This window comes from Kluyvera sichuanensis, from assembly GCF_040930405.1.
In the GTDB taxonomy this organism is placed as follows: Bacteria; Pseudomonadota; Gammaproteobacteria; order Enterobacterales; family Enterobacteriaceae; genus Kluyvera; species Kluyvera sichuanensis.
In genome coordinates this window covers 2,708,967-2,726,000 of the sequence record NZ_CP162271.1, presented here as the reverse complement: position 1 = coordinate 2,726,000, position 17,034 = coordinate 2,708,967, and the positions used below count along the sequence as shown (strand labels likewise).

The following is a 17,034-nucleotide window of genomic DNA, read 5'->3' as shown; positions in this document are numbered from 1 at the left end:
TTCTCTGATATAAAAATGCCAGCCCTCGGGCTGGCATTTTTTTTACTTAAAATCGACCGCCATCTGCTGCGGGATGGTCAGCCCGCGGGTGGTCTGCACGCAGCGGTCAATATAGTCAGTAAAGCGAGGGGGTTTTGGCATCCCCATACTCAGCAATTTGTCGTTGCTAAAGCGCACGTTCAGCGTGGCGAAAGCCCCGTACAGGCGCATTGCCTTCAGCATCAACCGTTCGTTGCACGGGCCGAAAATGGTTTTCAGCTCGCGGCGCATTTTGACCAGCGTTTCATAGCTGACCTGAGCATACTTATCGCCCACCGGCGCTTGCTCCAGCGCGGAAGCCATGGCGTTGTCGATATCGGCAAAGCGGACGCTGTTCTCTTCACCGGCCGAAATATGCACCACCTCTCCCTGAGCGACCGTTGCCGTCAGCAGCATAAGCAGCGCGCTGGCGCAGTAGTCTACCGGGATCACATCGATGCGGTCTTCCATAGAGCACATGAATTTTTGCAGCATCAACCCCATGCTGAAGACCCAGAAAATGCTGCTGGAAGGCTGGCAGCCGTGATGGGTGTGGCCCACGACGATAGAAGGGCGGGCAATCACCAGCGGCAGCGCGGGTAATTGTTGCTGCATCAGCTGTTCGATGGTGGATTTGGAGTGCGTATACTCCACCAGATGCTCGGCGCGCTCACGGAACTCTGCGCTTTCAGCGACCAGAGAATCCGGCTCAGGCGAGCAGGACATTGCCGTACCAACGTGCAGGAAGCGCTGTAACCCCTCGACCTTCGCCATACGATGAGCAAACTGCAGCGTGCCTTCTACGTTTACTTTCCAGATCAGCGGGTTGCTACCGAATGACGCGACGGCGGCGCAGTTCAGCACGTGGGTCACGCTGTCCAGGCGTGTATCGTTGAGGAAATTCTCCGGGGAGGCCAGGTCACCGAGCAAGATATTGCGTGGGGTGATCTTCGCCAACTTCTCTTCATCGATATTGAATTTACGTAAGTTCTCCTTAACCCTTGCGACAGCGGCTTCACCGTTATCCGCACGGACTAAAAGCAGTAAATTAACGCCGCTGTGGCTATTGAGGATTGCTTCCAGTGCCGCGCCGCCCAGAAAACCGGTAACGCCTGTGATTAATAGTGTATTCATGAATACTGTCTCGTCATGGTTGGTTTGCGGATTCTAGGATCGGGAAAGTAAACGGCAGTTAAATAAAGAATGGAGCAATAAAGGGAGGGCTTAAGCTTATTTTAAGCTTATGGAGTGAAGCGGGTTAAATTTGACAATATACTATTTAAAAAGATTCAATTATTTTCAATTTAAAAATCAATTCATTGTTTTTATTGGTGTTTATTAATTTAATGGTTATTTCATAACTGTAAAAATGAACATCTCTTGTTACATGATAAATGGCTGGTTTTGTCGCGGTAAAATAAATTCTCGTACGGAAAGGTGCGTGTTATTTATGAAGGTTTTTAAAATGATTGAAGATGATTAATTTGCTCCGTAATACAATTAACGAATCGACAACGGAGTAAGTTAATTTTAAAAGCCATAGGCAAGGTGTGGTATTTAAAGGTATTGCCCGATAATGAGTACGAAACGCAGGAAGGCGGCACTTCCCCTTATCTTCGCATGCGGTTGCGCAAGAAGTGCGAGGGATCGTTGGCGCGAAGTATGCAATAATAACGGTTTACCACTACTGAAGAGTTGATGATGCAGTACCCGATTAACGAGATGTTCCAGACCCTGCAGGGTGAAGGTTATTTTACTGGCGTCCCCGCCATTTTTATTCGTTTACAGGGATGCCCGGTAGGCTGTGCCTGGTGTGATACTAAGCATACTTGGGAAAAGCTTAGCGATCGGGAAGTATCGCTGTTCAGTATCCTGGCAAAAACCAAAGAGAGCGACAAATGGGGGGCGGCGAGTAGCGAAGACCTGCTGGCGATTATTGGTCGCCAGGGGTGGACTGCGCGTCACGTGGTGATTACCGGTGGTGAACCCTGCATCCATGATTTAACGTCGCTCACGGCGCTGCTCGAGCAAAACGGCTACAGCTGCCAGATTGAAACCAGCGGTACCCATGAAGTGCGCTGCACGCCGGATACCTGGGTGACCGTATCGCCGAAGGTGAATATGCGCGGCGGCTATGACGTGCTGTCGCAGGCGCTGGAACGAGCCGATGAAATCAAACATCCGGTAGGCCGCGTGCGTGATATTGAAGCGCTGGATGAACTGCTGGATACGCTGAGCGATGACAAACCGCGTATTATTGCGCTGCAGCCAATCAGCCAGAAAGATGATGCCACCCGTCTGTGCATTGAAACCTGCATTGCGCGCAACTGGCGCTTGTCGATGCAGACGCACAAATATCTGAATATTGCCTGATTAGATTCGTAGCCCGGACGAGGCGCATTGCGCCGACTCCGGGGAATTCCCGGCGTCGCGTTGCTCGGCCGGGCTACGTTAAGCGTTATTTCGCCGCGTCGTTCATCACCTTCGAGAAGGTATCCATCGGGCAGAAACCGTTGGCATCTACCGGGCAGCCTTTCAGCGACAGCGTGACGCGCTGCGGTGGCGTCTTCAACGTCAGCGTATCGGCGTTACGCAGCTGATCGGCGCTCTGATAAACATACTCAATTTTCATCAATTCCCGATTCGCTTTCGTATCATGCCAGCGCTGGAAGACAATTTTCCCGCCAATCGGCGTGCGCTCGTACTGTCCCGGCAGCGTGTAGGCGTCGAAATCTAGCGCCGTCAGCAGCGAGGCAATATTCGAGTCGTGCCCTACCAGCACGGTGATTTTTGGCGTTTTCGCCGCTTCGGTCACCAGCGCGTTATCGATATATTTCACCAGCGGTTTCGCCACGTTGCGCGCCACTTCCGGCGAGGTGAACAGGCTGTCCTGATAGCCGTTTTTCAGCTGTGAAAGCAGACGCCACTGCTGGTCGGTTTTGATCTCCCCCCAGGCCACCTGGTCTAGCGGGAACCCTTCGTAATATTGCAGCGTGAACGCATCAACCAGTGAGTTACCTATCGCCAGCGGCCCCTTAACGCCAGGCTCTTTCTGGTAATTGGCGCTAAAGCTGTCTTTCGCTTCGGTCAGTGAGCACTGCTGTTTTTCTTTGCAGGATGGAGAATCCTGATAGCGGGCAATCTGTGACAGCAGCTTGTAGCTCTCGTCGAGCTGTTTGGCCTGGCGCGCCTTCTCCATTGCCTGTACCGCTTGCTCGCGGAATTGGGCAGAGTCGTCGGTGATCACCGGGTTGAACGTGGGGTCCATGGTGCCCATTTTTTCCTGGTGATGAACCACGACGTCGCAGCCAGGGAAGGCGCCGTTAATAAAGAACTGCGCGGTAGCGACGGTGCGTTGCAGGCTGTTGGCGTAGGCGTATACCGTGTCGGGTGCCGGGCATTCGCCGCTGGTGACTATACCCTGCTGCGCCAGCCACTCACGCATATAGTGGCCCATATAGACTTCGAGTACACCGCCTTTGGTGGTCAACTGGCCGCCGGGGACATCCCACTCAGGCCAGGCGTTCGGCGTTGACTGCTCCAGCACGCTGCCGTTGGTCGCCAGCGGCGCGCGCAGGTTGTGACGGCTCATCATCAGCACCTGCTGAAGCTGATAGCCTTCGGGTGGGGTTTGCGCCTGACTCAGTCCTGAGAACAATAACAGTGCCGGCATCGCTGCGGCGAGAAGCGTTTTCTTCATCCCTTATTCCTCACAATGTATTAACCAACCCAATGAGTGTGACAGAACTTCGTCATTTTTCCTGGGCGGAGGCCGCATTCTGAAAGATTAGGGAAATGAATGTGATAGGACGCTACTGAAGGGAAAACGGGGGAGGCGTGAACCGACTCCCCGCGTGCAGGCTGACTTACTCGCCGCGATAAACGCAGCCGGCCGTGCAGGTTTCTTTAACCATTACTGCGCTAAGCAGCGGAACGACCGGTTTTACCTGTTCCCAGATCCAGCGGGACAACACTTCGCTGGTTGGGTTTTCGAGGCCCGGAATATCGTTCAGGTAGTAGTGATCCAGACGATCGTAGGTTGGCTTGAATGCCGCTTTCAGTTCGGCAAAATCCATGATCCAACCGGTATGAGGATCGACTTCACCGGTGATCTCAAGACGCACCATAAACGAGTGGCCGTGCAGGCGACCGCATTTGTGTCCTTCCGGCACGTGCGGCAGATGGTGGGCGGCTTCGAAGGTGAAATCTTTAAACAGTGTGGTGGACATCATGAACTCTCAGTCTTGCGGAAAAAAACGCCGCATAGTACCCGAATGCACATTTTTCTGCATTAACTAAAACGGGCAAATAGACAATGAGTACAAGTATTAATCTTAATGATGATTATTTTCTAATTATATCAATGTGTTATTCAACCTGTTTTATCGCTAATAACTACCAGGAAAACAGGTTAGTCCATTTGGTTATTTGATATTTCTATCACTTCTTTAATTGTTATTATCGACGTCGTTAACCTTACATTCAGTTCTGTTTTTCCTGATTAGAAACAGCTTTGCTACTGGAACATAACGACGCATGACAACACAGTCCCCCCCTTCAGCGTTGCTCCCGCTAAACCCGGAGCAGATGGCACGCCTTCAGGCGGCCACAACCGATTTATCACCAACCCAGCTTGCCTGGGTTTCCGGCTATTTTTGGGGCGTGCTTAATCAGCAGCCTGGTGCGGGCGCAGTCGCTGCCGCACCGGTCGCCGCTGAAGTCCCAAGCATTACGCTTATCTCTGCGTCGCAAACGGGCAACGCCCGCCGCGTGGCGGAAGCGCTGCGTGACGATCTGCTGGCTGCCAAACTGAACGTGAACCTGGTGAACGCCGGGGATTATAAATTCAAACAAATCGCGTCAGAAAAGCTGTTGGTTGTTGTAGCGTCTACACAGGGTGAAGGGGAAGCGCCGGAAGAAGCCGTGGCGCTGCATAAGTTCCTGTTCTCGAAGAAAGCGCCGAAGCTCACTGATACCGCCTTTGCGGTGCTGGGGCTGGGCGACACGTCCTATGAGTTCTTCTGCCAGGCCGGTAAAGATTTCGACAGCAAGCTGGCTGAGCTTGGCGGTGAACGTCTGCTCGACCGCGTGGATGCCGACGTGGAATATCAGGCCGCGGCCGCCGAATGGCGTGCGCGTCTGGTTGAGGTGCTGAAAGCGCGTGCGCCGGCGGCACCTTCCGTTCAGGCGGCGGCGAGCGGAGCGGTTAACGACATCCACTCTAGCCCGTACACCAAGGAAGCCCCGCTCACGGCGTCGCTGTCGGTGAACCAGAAAATCACCGGCCGTGATTCAGAAAAAGATGTTCGCCATATCGAAATCGATCTCGGCGACTCCGGCCTGCGCTACCAGCCGGGCGATGCGCTGGGCGTCTGGTATCAGAACGACCCAGAGCTGGTCAAAGAACTGGTTGAACTGCTGTGGCTCAAGGGCGACGAGTCGGTCACGGTTGAGGGCAAAACGCTGCCGCTCGCCGATGCGCTGCAGTGGCACTTCGAGCTGACGGTCAACACCGCCAATATCGTGGAAAACTACGCCACGCTGACCCGCAGTGAATCTCTGCTGCCGCTGGTGGGCGATAAAGCGCAGCTGCAGCAGTATGCCGCGACTACGCCGATTGTCGACATGGTGCGTTTCTCTCCGGCTCAGCTGGATGCCGATGCGCTGATTGGCCTGCTGCGTCCGTTAACGCCGCGCCTCTACTCCATTGCCTCTTCGCAGGCGGAAGTCGAGAGCGAAGTGCACGTGACCCTTGGCGTTGTGCGCTACGAGATTGAAGGCCGGGCACGCGCCGGTGGCGCCTCAAGTTTCCTCGCCGACCGCGTGGAAGAAGAGGGCGAAGTCCGCGTATTCATCGAACATAACGATAACTTCCGCCTGCCGGCTAACCCGCAGACGCCGGTTATTATGATTGGCCCGGGCACCGGTATTGCACCGTTCCGCGCCTTTATGCAGCAGCGCGCGGCCGATGGCGCTGAAGGCAAAAACTGGCTGTTCTTTGGTAACCCACATTTCACCGAGGATTTCCTCTACCAGGTGGAGTGGCAGCGTTACGTAAAAGAAGGCGTGCTGAGCCGTATCGATATGGCCTGGTCACGTGACCAAAAAGAAAAAATCTACGTACAAGACAAACTGCGCGAACAGGGCGCGGAACTGTGGCGCTGGATCAATGACGGTGCCCACATTTATGTCTGCGGCGACGCTAATCGCATGGCGAAAGACGTTGAGCAGGCATTGCTGGAAGTGATTGCTGAATTTGGTGCAATGGACATCGAATCGGCGGATGAATTTTTAAGTGAGCTGCGCGTTGAGCGCCGTTATCAGCGAGATGTCTACTAATGAGCGAAAAATACCCAGGGCCTTTAGTGGTCGAAGGCAAACTGACTGACGCCGAGCGCATGAAGCGTGAAAGTAATTTCCTGCGCGGCACCATCGCGGAAGACCTGAACGACGGTCTGACCGGCGGCTTCCACGGCGATAACTTCCTGCTGATCCGCTTCCACGGCATGTATCAGCAGGATGACCGTGACATTCGCGCCGAACGCGCCGAGCAGAAGCTGGAGCCGCGTCATGCGATGCTGCTGCGCTGCCGTCTGCCGGGCGGGGTGATCACCACCACGCAGTGGAAGGCCATCGATAAATTCGCCGCTGACAACACCATTTACGGCAGCATCCGTCTGACCAACCGTCAGACCTTCCAGTTCCACGGCATTCTGAAGAAGAACGTGAAGCCGGTTCACCAGATGCTGCACTCCGTCGGGCTTGATGCGCTGGCCACCGCCAACGACATGAACCGTAACGTGCTGTGTACCTCCAACCCGTATGAGTCAGAGCTGCACGCCGAGGCCTACGAGTGGGCGAAGAAAATTTCTGAGCATCTGCTGCCGCGCACCCGCGCCTATGCTGAGATCTGGCTCGATCAGGAGAAAGTGGCGACGACGGACGAAGAGCCGATCCTCGGTTCAACTTATCTGCCGCGTAAATTTAAAACGACCGTGGTGATCCCGCCGCAGAACGATATCGATCTGCACGCTAACGACATGAACTTCGTGGCGATTGCCGAAAATGGCAAGCTGGTGGGCTTCAACCTGCTGGTCGGCGGTGGTTTGTCCATTGAGCACGGCAACAAGAAAACCTACGCCCGTACGGCAAGCGAGTTCGGCTATCTGCCGCTTGAGCATACGCTGGCGGTAGCGGAAGCGGTGGTGACGACTCAGCGCGACTGGGGTAACCGTACCGACCGTAAAAATGCCAAAACCAAATACACCCTTGAGCGCGTCGGCGTCGACACCTTCAAGGAAGAGGTTGAGCGTCGTGCAGGGATCAAATTTGAGCCAATCCGCCCTTACGAGTTCACCGGTCGCGGCGATCGCATTGGTTGGGTAAAAGGGATCGACGATAACTGGCACCTGACGCTGTTTATCGAAAACGGTCGTATTCTCGATTACCCGGGCCGTCCGCTGAAAACCGGACTGCTGGAGATCGCGAAGATCCACAAAGGCGATTTCCGCATCACTGCGAACCAGAACCTGATCATCGCTGGCGTACCGGAAAGCCAGAAGGCGAAGATCGAGAAGCTGGCGCGTGACCATGGGCTGATGAATGCGGTGAAGCCGCAGCGTGAAAACTCCATGGCCTGCGTGTCTTTCCCGACCTGTCCGCTGGCGATGGCGGAAGCCGAGCGTTTCCTGCCGTCGTTCACTGACAAAGTGGAAGATATTCTGGAAAAACACGGTATTCCTGAAGAGCACATTGTGATGCGCGTGACCGGCTGCCCGAACGGCTGTGGCCGTGCCATGCTCGCCGAGTTGGGGCTGGTAGGTAAAGCGCCGGGCCGCTACAACGTGCATTTGGGCGGCAACCGCATGGGGACGCGCATACCGCGTATGTATCGTGAAAACATTACGGAAACGGAAATTCTCGCTTCCGTAGACGAACTGGTTGGGCGCTGGGCGAAAGAGCGCGAAGCGGGTGAAGGCTTCGGCGACTTTACGGTGCGTGCGGGCATCATTCGCCCGGTGCTCGATCCAGCGCGTGATTTCTGGGAATAACTCCGTTTCCCCCTCACCCTAACCCTCTCCCCATAGGGGAGAGGGGACCGTTCAGTTTTCTCCCTCGTACCATGAGGAGAGGGGCTGCTTGGTTTTCTCCCTCGCCCCTTTGGGGAGAGGGCCGGGGTGAGGGGAAAACACACAAACGAGGTTGCTATGTCCGTACTGTCTTTAAGTGCGCTGAACGAACTGCCGAAAGTCGATCGCGTATTAGCACTGGCCGAAACCAACGCCCAGCTGGAAAAACTGAGCGCCGAGGAGCGCGTAGCCTGGGCGCTGGAAAACCTGCCCGGCGAATATGTCCTCTCCTCAAGCTTTGGCATCCAGGCGGCGGTAAGCCTGCATCTGGTGAATCAGATTCGCCCGGATATCCCGGTGATCCTCACCGATACCGGCTATCTGTTCCCGGAAACCTATCAGTTTATCGACGAGTTAACGGACAAACTCAAACTCAACCTGCAGGTCTATCGCGCGAAAGAGAGCGCGGCCTGGCAGGAAGCGCGCTACGGCAAGCTGTGGGAGCAGGGCGTTGAGGGCATTGAGAAATACAATGACATCAACAAGGTTGAGCCGATGAACCGTGCGCTTAGCGACCTTAACGCACAAACCTGGTTTGCCGGCCTGCGCCGCGAGCAGTCAGGCAGCCGCGCTACGTTGCCGGTGCTGGCCATTCAGCGCGGGGTCTTTAAAGTGCTGCCGATCATCGACTGGGACAACCGTACGGTTTACCAGTACCTGCAAAAACATGGCCTGAAGTACCATCCGCTGTGGGATCAAGGCTATCTGTCAGTGGGCGATACCCACACCACTCGCAAATGGGAACCGGGCATGGCGGAAGAAGAGACGCGCTTCTTCGGGCTTAAGCGCGAGTGCGGGCTGCACGAAGGGTAATCACATTATTGCGCAGCGGCTTTTCCGCTGCGTGATATCAACCCTGCTGGCTAGCTGACTCCCTCGCCATCGCCAGAAACGCGGCAAGCCCCGCGGAAGGGTTGCGACGTCCGGGGTAGTAGATACACAATCCGGGGAAAGGCGGCGTCCAGTCGCTGAGCAGGCGAATCAAGCGGCCTGCGGCAATATCTTCCACCACATCCTGCTCCAGAAAACAGCCAATACCTGAACCTTCCAGCACGGCAATCCTCGCTAAAGAGGCTTCATCAAGCGTGAGCTGCCCGCGAACATCCACCTGAACCACCTCTCCGGCGTTCTCCAGATGCCAGCGATAAATCGTGCCGTCGGGTAGCCTGACCCGGATGCAGGCGTGTTGAAGAAGGTCGAGGGGCGTTTCTGGGCTGCCGTGCTGTGCCAGATACTGCGGCGAGGCAACAATTGCGTGGCGCTGGGGCTGGCCTAATGAAATGGCAATCATGTCATTGGGGATAAGCTTCGCCACGCGGACGCCCATATCAAAGCCCTCCGCCACGATATCAATCAGGCGGCCATCGGTGACAATATCCACCTGCATTTCGGGATAGCGCTGCAGAAATTTCAGCACCAGCGAAGAGAGGATCGTGCGTGCCGCAAAGGGCGGCGTATTAATCCGCAGCAGCCCCGATGGCGTTTCGCGACGGGCACGGACGACCTCCAGGGCGTCATAAACCCCCTGGAGCGACGGGCCGACGTTATCAATAAACAGGCGGCCTGCATCGGTAAGGCTGACGCTACGTGTGGTGCGGTTAAACAGTCGGACGCCAAGCCCGGACTCAAATTTGGCAATGGTGTGGCTTAGCGCCGTGGTGGAGACGCCTAAATCGACCGCCGCCGCGCGGAAAGTACCCCGACGCGCAATGGCCATGACGGCTTCTAAATCGGTGAGCGTAACGCGCGACATTATCCCGTTTCCTTCATTACTTCATCAATGTTTGTCCTGATTGTTTAAATTATAGCGGCTCCTTAAAGTAAACCCGTAACGTTTATTTAAGAGGAGCGGCAGCATGAACATGCCAATGGCAATACAACATTTCTTTAATGAAGAGAGTCTCGATACGGCAATGAGCGCTTTTGCCGAATATGCGGTGGTCAAAGACGAGGGGAATACTTACACCGGCCGCACGGCTATCCGCGCATGGCGGGTTGCCTCAAGGGAACAATATGATTTTGTCTCCGAGCCGTTCGACATGTTTTCACGTGGCGATATCGTCACGATTCGCGCCAACGTCAGCGGTAACTTTCCGGGGAGCCCGGTGGTGCTGGACTACGATTTCCGTCTCATGATGAACCGTATTGTTGAACTGGAGATTGGCTATGCCGAGCTTCCTGGGGCTTGAGGGGAAACGAGTGCTGGTCACGTCAGGGACCAAAGGTGCCGGGGCGGCGACGGCGGCGCTGTTTTTAGCGCAGGGGGCACGGGTGATGATCAGTGCCAGACATCAGCCGACGTCCAACAGTGGGGCGCTATTTGTTGCCGCTGACCTCACCACTGCAGAAGGCTGCGCGACGCTGGCCGATGCGGTACAGACGCAGCTTGGCGGCGTTGATATTGTCGTCCATATGCTGGGCGGGTCGTCATCGCCAGCTGGGGGCTACGCGGTGCTCAGCGACGATATCTGGCAGCAGGAGCTGGCGTTGAACCTCTATCCCGCCGTCCGTCTGGATCGCCTGCTGCTGCCTGCAATGGTCGCTAATGGGAAGGGTGTAGTGGTTCACGTCTCGTCTATCCAGCGCACGCTGCCGTTGCCGGAGTCCACCACGGCCTACGCGGCGGCGAAAGCGGCGTTATCCACCTACAGTAAAAGCCTGTCCAAAGAAGTGTCGCCAAAAGGCGTGCGCGTTTTAACGGTGTCGCCGGGATGGATTGAAACCGAGGCCGCGGTTCGTTTTGCCGAGCGGCTTGCCGTTGAGAAGGGGATTGACTACGAAGGCAGCAAAAAGATCATTATGGATTCACTGGGCGGGATTGCGCTCGGCCGGCCGTCGACGCCGGATGAGGTGGCGAACCTGATTGCCTTCCTGGCCTCTGAGCGGGCTGGTTCGATTACCGGCAGCGAATACGTCATTGATGGTGGCACGATCCCGACGGTGTAATGCGAAAAAAGGTCAGGCAGGGCGCCTGACCTTGATGGTATCAACTGCGCGTTTTCGCCTTTGCCAGCTCACGCATCAGTGGCATCATCACCCGTACCACTTCACGGCTGCGGCGTTCAATACGCCCCGGCAGCGCTTTATCGAGATACTGCTGATTGTCGATATGGGCGTTGTGCCAGCTGGTGCCGTCGGGGAAGCTCGCGCTTTTTGCCCGTTGCTGGTAGCCATCTTTTTTACCGAGCGACCAGTTCGTTGCCTCAACGGAGAGCACCGGAATCCCAGCTTTATCGAAAATTTCCGCGTCGTTGCAGCAGCCGGTTCCCTGTGGGTATCGCGCATTCAGGCCGGGATTGGTTGCCGCCGCAATACCGCGGCTATGCGCAAGGGTCAGCGCGCGGTCGCGGGTCAGTTTGCGCACCGAGGCGGGCGTTTTCACGCCGCTGTTAAAATAGATTTTATCGCCGACCACCAGGTTATCGAGGTTGATAACCAGCAGGGTGTTTTTCTTCTCCGCGCTGCTCATACGTTTGAGAAGATTCTCTGCGCCGAGCTTGCCTTCTTCTTCGCCGCTGGTGGCGATAAAGCGAATGCCGTACTGCGTCGGAATGCTTTTAAAACGCTCAGCCAGCTCCAGCATAACGCCCAGGCCGAGCGCATTATCGTCAATCCCCTGAAGCGTCAGGCCGCCAAGGTTTTTCTCCACGTCGCTGTCGTTATGCGGCGCGTAGGTATCCAGATGCGCCATCACAATAATTTGCTGCGGTGATTTCCCTTCATGAGCGGCGATCACCGTGCTGCCAACCACGTTATGCCAGTTCTTACGGTTATCTTTGGTGGTGTAGATATAGCGGCTGTTAAAGGTGCGGATATCGCTCTGGTAGCCCATTTGCGCAAACTGCTGGCGAATGTAGTCAGCGGAGAGCATTTCGGCTGGCGTACCGGTAATGCGGCCAGGGAAATAGGTGGCGATATAGCGAGCTTGCGTATTAGCGATGGTTCCCAGAGGCGTGGTGGCCGCCTGTGCTGGAAGAAGAGTGCAGACGCCGAGCGCCATGGCTGTCAGACAGTGGCGCAGTGCGGAGAACATAGGAAGTCCTTACAACGATGCAAAAAAATAGTCGTGAGTAGTATGAAACCGTGAAGGGGATTACACAATTTCAAAACCTCCTAAATGCCGGAAATAGCGGGCGTTAAGCACTTTTTGATATTTGCTTTTTCAGCTCGTTATTCCTTTGAGTAACAACTCATTCCTTTTCGTAATTTCATTTGGTCTAAACCACCCCCTATAGTCCCTCTATTGCTGATTGTTAGCGAGTTGTAGCACGACACCCGCAACAACAAAAAAAAGCGCCCGACGACACGACACAATCCGGCATCAACACAACAGACGTGCAATGAATCAGGCTTAAGGAACGGTTATGGACCAAAAACGACTTACTCACCTGCGGCAACTGGAGGCGGAAAGCATCCATATCATCCGTGAGGTGGCCGCCGAATTCGCTAATCCGGTGATGATGTACTCCATCGGTAAAGATTCCAGCGTAATGCTGCACCTGGCGCGTAAAGCGTTTTATCCTGGTACGCTGCCGTTCCCGCTGCTGCACGTTGATACCGGCTGGAAATTCCGCGAAATGTACGAATTCCGTGACCGTACCGCGAAGGCCTACGGCTGCGAACTGCTGGTGCATAAAAACCCGGAAGGGGTGGCGATGGGGATTAACCCGTTCGTGCACGGCAGCGCCAAGCACACCGACATCATGAAAACCGAAGGGCTGAAGCAGGCGCTGAACAAATACGGCTTTGATGCTGCATTCGGCGGCGCGCGCCGTGATGAAGAGAAGTCACGCGCCAAAGAGCGTATCTACTCCTTCCGCGACCGCTTCCACCGCTGGGACCCGAAAAACCAGCGCCCGGAGTTATGGCACAACTACAACGGCCAGATTAACAAAGGCGAAAGCATCCGCGTCTTCCCGCTCTCCAACTGGACCGAGCTGGATATCTGGCAGTACATCTACCTGGAAAACATCGATATTGTTCCACTGTATCTGGCCGCTGAGCGTCCGGTGCTGGAACGCGATGGCATGCTGATGATGATCGATGACGACCGTATCGACTTGCTGCCGGGTGAAGTGATTAAAAAACGGATGGTGCGCTTCCGTACCCTGGGATGCTGGCCGCTGACCGGCGCGGTAGAGTCCGACGCGCAGACGCTGCCGGAAATTATCGAAGAGATGCTGGTCTCAACCACCAGTGAACGTCAGGGCCGCGTGATTGACCGCGACCAGGCTGGCTCCATGGAGCTTAAAAAACGTCAGGGTTATTTCTAAGGAGCCGCCATGAACACCACTATTGCACAACAAATCGCTGATGAAGGCGGCGTGGAAGCGTATCTGCACGCCCAGCAGCATAAAAGCCTGCTGCGCTTCCTGACCTGCGGCAGCGTGGATGACGGCAAAAGTACGCTGATTGGCCGCCTGCTGCACGACACTCGTCAGATTTATGAAGACCAGCTCTCCTCGCTGCATAACGACAGCAAACGTCACGGTACCCAGGGCGAAAAACTCGATCTGGCGCTGCTGGTGGATGGCCTGCAGGCCGAGCGCGAGCAGGGTATTACCATCGACGTGGCATACCGTTACTTCTCCACCGAGAAGCGCAAATTTATTATTGCCGACACCCCGGGGCACGAGCAGTACACTCGCAACATGGCGACCGGTGCGTCCACCTGTGACCTGGCGATCCTGCTGATTGATGCCCGTAAAGGCGTGCTCGACCAAACCCGCCGTCACAGCTTTATCTCGACGCTGCTGGGGATCAAACACCTGGTGGTGGCGATCAACAAAATGGATCTCGTCGACTACAGCGAAGAGACCTTTAACCGCATTCGCGAAGAGTACCTGACCTTCGCCGAACAGCTGCCTGGCAACCTCGATATTCGCTTCGTACCGCTCTCTGCGCTGGAAGGTGATAACGTGGCCAGCAGCAGCGACAAGATTGCATGGTACAGCGGCCCGACGCTGCTGGAAGTACTGGAAACCGTGGAGATCCGCCGTACGGTGGACACCCAGCCAATGCGCTTCCCGGTGCAGTACGTTAACCGTCCTAACCTCGACTTCCGCGGCTTCTCCGGCACCGTTGCCTCGGGCAGCGTGAAGGTCGGCCAGCGCATTAAAGTGCTGCCATCAGGCGTGGAGTCCACGGTTGCCCGTATCGTCACCTTCGATGGCGACCTACCGGAAGCCTATGCCGGTGAAGCGGTAACGCTGGTGCTGAAAGATGAAATCGACATCAGCCGCGGCGATCTGCTGCTGGACGCACAGGATGCGCTGCCGTCGGTACAGCGTGCCGCCGTTGACGTGGTATGGATGGCTGAACAGCCGCTGGCGGCGGGGCAGAGCTACGACATCAAAGTCGCTGGCAAGAAAACCCGTGCCCGCGTGGACGGCATTCAGTACCAGGTGGATATCAACAACCTGACCCAGCGTGAAGTGGATGCGCTGCCGCTGAACGGCATCGGTCTTGTAGACCTGACCTTTGACGAACCGCTGGTGCTCGACAAATATCAGGAAAACCCGGTGACCGGCGGCCTTATCTTTATCGACCGGTTAACCAACGTCACCGTTGGTGCCGGTATGGTGCACGAGCCAAATACCCAGGATACCGTGACCACCTCTGAATTCAGCGCCTTCGAGCTGGAGCTGAATGCGCTGGTGCGTAAACACTTCCCACACTGGGGTGCGCGCGATCTGCTGGGAGGCAAGTAATGGCTCAGCATGACGAAAACGTCGTCTGGCACGCTCATCCTGTCACCGCACAGCAGCGCGAACAGCTCCATGGTCACCGTGGGGTTGTGCTGTGGTTCACCGGGCTTTCGGGCTCGGGGAAATCTACCGTGGCTGGAGCGCTGGAAGAGGCGCTGCATCAAATCGGCGTCAGCACCTATCTGCTGGATGGCGATAACGTGCGCCACGGTTTGTGTAACGATTTAGGTTTTACCGACGCGGACCGTAAGGAAAACATTCGTCGCGTGGGTGAAGTGGCAAAGCTGATGGTGGATGCCGGGCTGGTTGTATTGACCGCGTTTATTTCACCGCACCGGGCGGAGCGTCAGATGGTTCGCGAGCGCGTCGGCGATGACCGCTTCTTTGAAGTGTTTGTCGATACGTCACTGGCGACCTGTGAAGCGCGCGATCCGAAAGGGCTCTACAAAAAAGCGCGTGCCGGTGAACTGCGTAATTTTACCGGAATTGATTCATCATATGAATCTCCCGAGCGGCCTGCCATCCGCCTTGATGGTGAACAATTAGTAACAAATTTGGTTGCGCAATTATTAGATCTACTCAAGCAGAGCGATATTATCAGATCCTGAAAACGTGCCGGAGTTTTTTGGCTCCGGCCTAACAGGATTATTTATGCGCAATACTCAGAACATCAACGTGGCCGAATCCGAGTCACTCGCCCCTACCTATGATGAGACCACATGGTCTTTGTCAGGGGCTTTTGTCGGCTTTGTCGCGTGGTTGATGGCGCTGGGTATTCCCTATCTGCATTACGGCAATAATACGCTGTTCTTCTTTTTGTACACCTGGCCTTTCTTCCTCGCCCTGATGCCTGTCGCGGTCGTAATCGGCGTTGCGTTTCACTCATTAGTGAAAGGCAAACTCGGCTACACCATTGTTGCAACCCTGGTAACGGTCGCTATTCTGTGTGGTTTGCTATTCATGTGGCTTATGAGTTAATGCGTCTGCATTAGCGCTTACCCGTGACGTGAGCGATGACCAGACGTGCCTTTCTGCGCTTGAAATATGATACATTTCCAGCGATATGCGGTATCGCCTGTGGCTGGAGTGGAGTATGACGGCAAGTTATGGGATGATAGTGCCGTTTTTCAGGGGGCAGGATGGGTAAATTAACGCTGCTATTACTGGCTTTGCTGGTCTGGCTACAATATTCGTTGTGGTTTGGAAAAAATGGTCTTCATGACTTCAGCAAGGTCCGTGATGATGTGACCGTACAACAGTCAACCAACGCGAAATTAAAAGCGCGCAACGATCAGCTCTTTGCTGAAATTGATGACCTCAACGGTGGCCAGGAGGCGATCGAGGAACGCGCACGTAACGAACTCAGCATGACCCGTCCGGGCGAAACTTTCTATCGTCTGGTTCCGGATGCGTCTAAGCGCAGCCAGGGTGCGGGGCAAACGCAAACTAATCGATAAACAGTCCCAGGATGACGACATGGCCGTAACTTTTCCGGGCGTATGCGCCGTGGTGCCGGCAGCCGGATTTGGCCGCCGCATGCAAACGGACTGCCCAAAACAATATCTCTCAATCGGTAACAAAACGATTCTCGAACATTCGGTGGATGCGCTGCTGGCTAATGCCCGCGTCCAGCGGGTGATCATCGCCGTCTCCGCCGGAGACGAACGCTTCCAGCAGCTTCCGCTTGCGCAACACCCGCAGATTACCGTCGTTGAAGGCGGCAGCGAACGTGCCGATTCCGTGCTGGCCGGTCTGAAGGTGATTGATGACGCCGAATGGGTGCTGGTGCACGATGCGGCGCGCCCGTGCCTGCATCAGGATGACCTTGCGCGACTACTCCGCTTAAGCGACACCAGCCGCGTTGGCGGCATTCTGGCAGCACCGGTACGCGATACCATGAAGCGTGCCGAACCCGGTAAAGCCGAGATTGCACACACAGTCGATCGTAACGATTTGTGGCACGCCCTGACCCCACAATTTTTCCCTCGTGAACTGCTGCTGGCGTGTTTAACCCGCGCGCTGAATGAAGGGGCGTCGATTACCGACGAAGCATCGGCATTAGAATATTGCGGCTATCATCCCGAGTTGATTGCCGGACGTGCTGATAATATTAAGGTTACTCGCCCGGAAGATCTGGCGCTTGCCGAATTTTACCTCACCCGCTTGGGTTGACCTGGAGA

17 protein-coding genes are annotated in these 17,034 nt (G+C 55.5%); 12 read left to right on the top strand and 5 right to left on the bottom strand.

Annotated features, from left to right (window positions below; all coding sequences use genetic code 11):
• Positions 1–42: 42 nt before the first annotated feature.
• Complete coding sequence (locus tag AB2B48_RS13235; protein WP_368299362.1) at positions 43–1,152, bottom strand: SDR family oxidoreductase; 1,110 nt, start codon at positions 1,150–1,152, stop codon at positions 43–45.
• Positions 1,153–1,719: 567 nt separating this feature from the next.
• On the opposite strand from AB2B48_RS13235, the gene queE reads away from it, so the two are divergent.
• Positions 1,720–2,391, top strand: coding sequence for a 7-carboxy-7-deazaguanine synthase QueE (queE, locus tag AB2B48_RS13230; RefSeq protein WP_368301963.1), 672 nt, complete (start codon positions 1,720–1,722; stop codon positions 2,389–2,391).
• Between the two features lie 85 nt (positions 2,392–2,476).
• Here queE and agp read toward each other — a convergent pair whose 3' ends face one another.
• Both agp and queD read right to left on the bottom strand, forming a co-directional pair.
• A complete protein-coding gene (gene agp / locus AB2B48_RS13225; RefSeq protein ID WP_368299361.1) occupies positions 2,477–3,718 on the bottom strand; it encodes a bifunctional glucose-1-phosphatase/inositol phosphatase in 1,242 nt (413 codons plus the stop codon).
• Positions 3,719–3,884: 166 nt separating this feature from the next.
• Positions 3,885–4,250, bottom strand: coding sequence for a 6-carboxytetrahydropterin synthase QueD (gene queD, locus AB2B48_RS13220; protein WP_163446301.1), 366 nt, complete (start codon positions 4,248–4,250; stop codon positions 3,885–3,887).
• Positions 4,251–4,554: 304 nt separating this feature from the next.
• On the opposite strand from queD, the gene cysJ reads away from it, so the two are divergent.
• From cysJ to cysH, 3 genes are all read left to right on the top strand, one after another.
• Positions 4,555–6,357: an NADPH-dependent assimilatory sulfite reductase flavoprotein subunit gene (gene cysJ, locus AB2B48_RS13215; RefSeq protein ID WP_220439937.1), complete on the top strand. Its 1,803-nt coding sequence runs from the start codon at positions 4,555–4,557 to the stop codon at positions 6,355–6,357.
• Positions 6,357–8,069 (top strand): assimilatory sulfite reductase (NADPH) hemoprotein subunit, encoded by a 1,713-nt coding sequence (cysI, locus tag AB2B48_RS13210; protein ID WP_185668005.1) that lies wholly within the window; start codon positions 6,357–6,359, stop codon positions 8,067–8,069. Before cysJ ends, cysI begins: the two co-directional genes overlap by 1 nt.
• Positions 8,070–8,225: 156 nt before the next feature.
• Entirely contained in the window at positions 8,226–8,960 is a 735-nt protein-coding gene (gene cysH / locus AB2B48_RS13205; RefSeq protein WP_185668006.1) for a phosphoadenosine phosphosulfate reductase, read from the top strand.
• A 37-nt stretch (positions 8,961–8,997) separates the two neighbouring features.
• Here cysH and AB2B48_RS13200 read toward each other — a convergent pair whose 3' ends face one another.
• On the bottom strand, positions 8,998–9,900 hold the full coding sequence (locus tag AB2B48_RS13200; protein WP_220439936.1) for a LysR family transcriptional regulator: 903 nt from the start codon (positions 9,898–9,900) through the stop codon (positions 8,998–9,000).
• A gap of 115 nt (positions 9,901–10,015) precedes the next feature.
• Between AB2B48_RS13200 and AB2B48_RS13195 the strand changes: the two genes are divergently transcribed.
• Both AB2B48_RS13195 and AB2B48_RS13190 read left to right on the top strand, forming a co-directional pair.
• Positions 10,016–10,336, top strand: a complete 321-nt coding sequence (locus tag AB2B48_RS13195) for a nuclear transport factor 2 family protein (RefSeq protein WP_368299360.1) — start codon at positions 10,016–10,018, stop codon at positions 10,334–10,336.
• On the top strand, positions 10,314–11,093 hold the full coding sequence (locus AB2B48_RS13190) for an SDR family oxidoreductase (RefSeq protein ID WP_368299359.1): 780 nt from the start codon (positions 10,314–10,316) through the stop codon (positions 11,091–11,093). Before AB2B48_RS13195 ends, AB2B48_RS13190 begins: the two co-directional genes overlap by 23 nt.
• Positions 11,094–11,133: 40 nt before the next feature.
• Here the strand turns inward: AB2B48_RS13190 and AB2B48_RS13185 are convergent, their stop codons facing one another.
• Positions 11,134–12,180, bottom strand: coding sequence for an aminopeptidase (locus AB2B48_RS13185; RefSeq protein WP_368299358.1), 1,047 nt, complete (start codon positions 12,178–12,180; stop codon positions 11,134–11,136).
• A 331-nt stretch (positions 12,181–12,511) separates the two neighbouring features.
• Here AB2B48_RS13185 and cysD point away from each other — a divergent pair, with 331 nt between their 5' ends.
• The 6 genes from cysD (at position 12,512) to ispD (ending at position 17,026) form a co-directional block, all read left to right on the top strand.
• Positions 12,512–13,420, top strand: a complete 909-nt coding sequence (gene cysD, locus AB2B48_RS13180; RefSeq protein WP_368299357.1) for a sulfate adenylyltransferase subunit CysD — start codon at positions 12,512–12,514, stop codon at positions 13,418–13,420.
• 9 nt (positions 13,421–13,429) lie between these two features.
• The gene (cysN, locus tag AB2B48_RS13175; RefSeq protein WP_220439934.1) at positions 13,430–14,857 is read left to right on the top strand and encodes a sulfate adenylyltransferase subunit CysN; all 1,428 of its coding nucleotides are present in this window, start codon (positions 13,430–13,432) and stop codon (positions 14,855–14,857) included.
• Positions 14,857–15,462: an adenylyl-sulfate kinase gene (gene cysC, locus AB2B48_RS13170; protein WP_185668013.1), complete on the top strand. Its 606-nt coding sequence runs from the start codon at positions 14,857–14,859 to the stop codon at positions 15,460–15,462. The genes cysN and cysC overlap by 1 nt, the downstream gene beginning before the upstream one ends.
• A 43-nt stretch (positions 15,463–15,505) precedes the next feature.
• Positions 15,506–15,832 carry a DUF3561 family protein gene (locus AB2B48_RS13165; protein ID WP_185668014.1) on the top strand — a complete coding sequence of 109 codons (327 nt, stop codon included), beginning with the start codon at positions 15,506–15,508 and terminating at the stop codon, positions 15,830–15,832.
• Positions 15,833–15,993: 161 nt separating this feature from the next.
• Positions 15,994–16,311, top strand: a complete 318-nt coding sequence (gene ftsB, locus AB2B48_RS13160; protein ID WP_185668015.1) for a cell division protein FtsB — start codon at positions 15,994–15,996, stop codon at positions 16,309–16,311.
• Between the two features lie 19 nt (positions 16,312–16,330).
• A complete protein-coding gene (ispD, locus tag AB2B48_RS13155; protein WP_368299356.1) occupies positions 16,331–17,026 on the top strand; it encodes a 2-C-methyl-D-erythritol 4-phosphate cytidylyltransferase in 696 nt (231 codons plus the stop codon).
• Positions 17,027–17,034 lie beyond the last annotated feature (8 nt).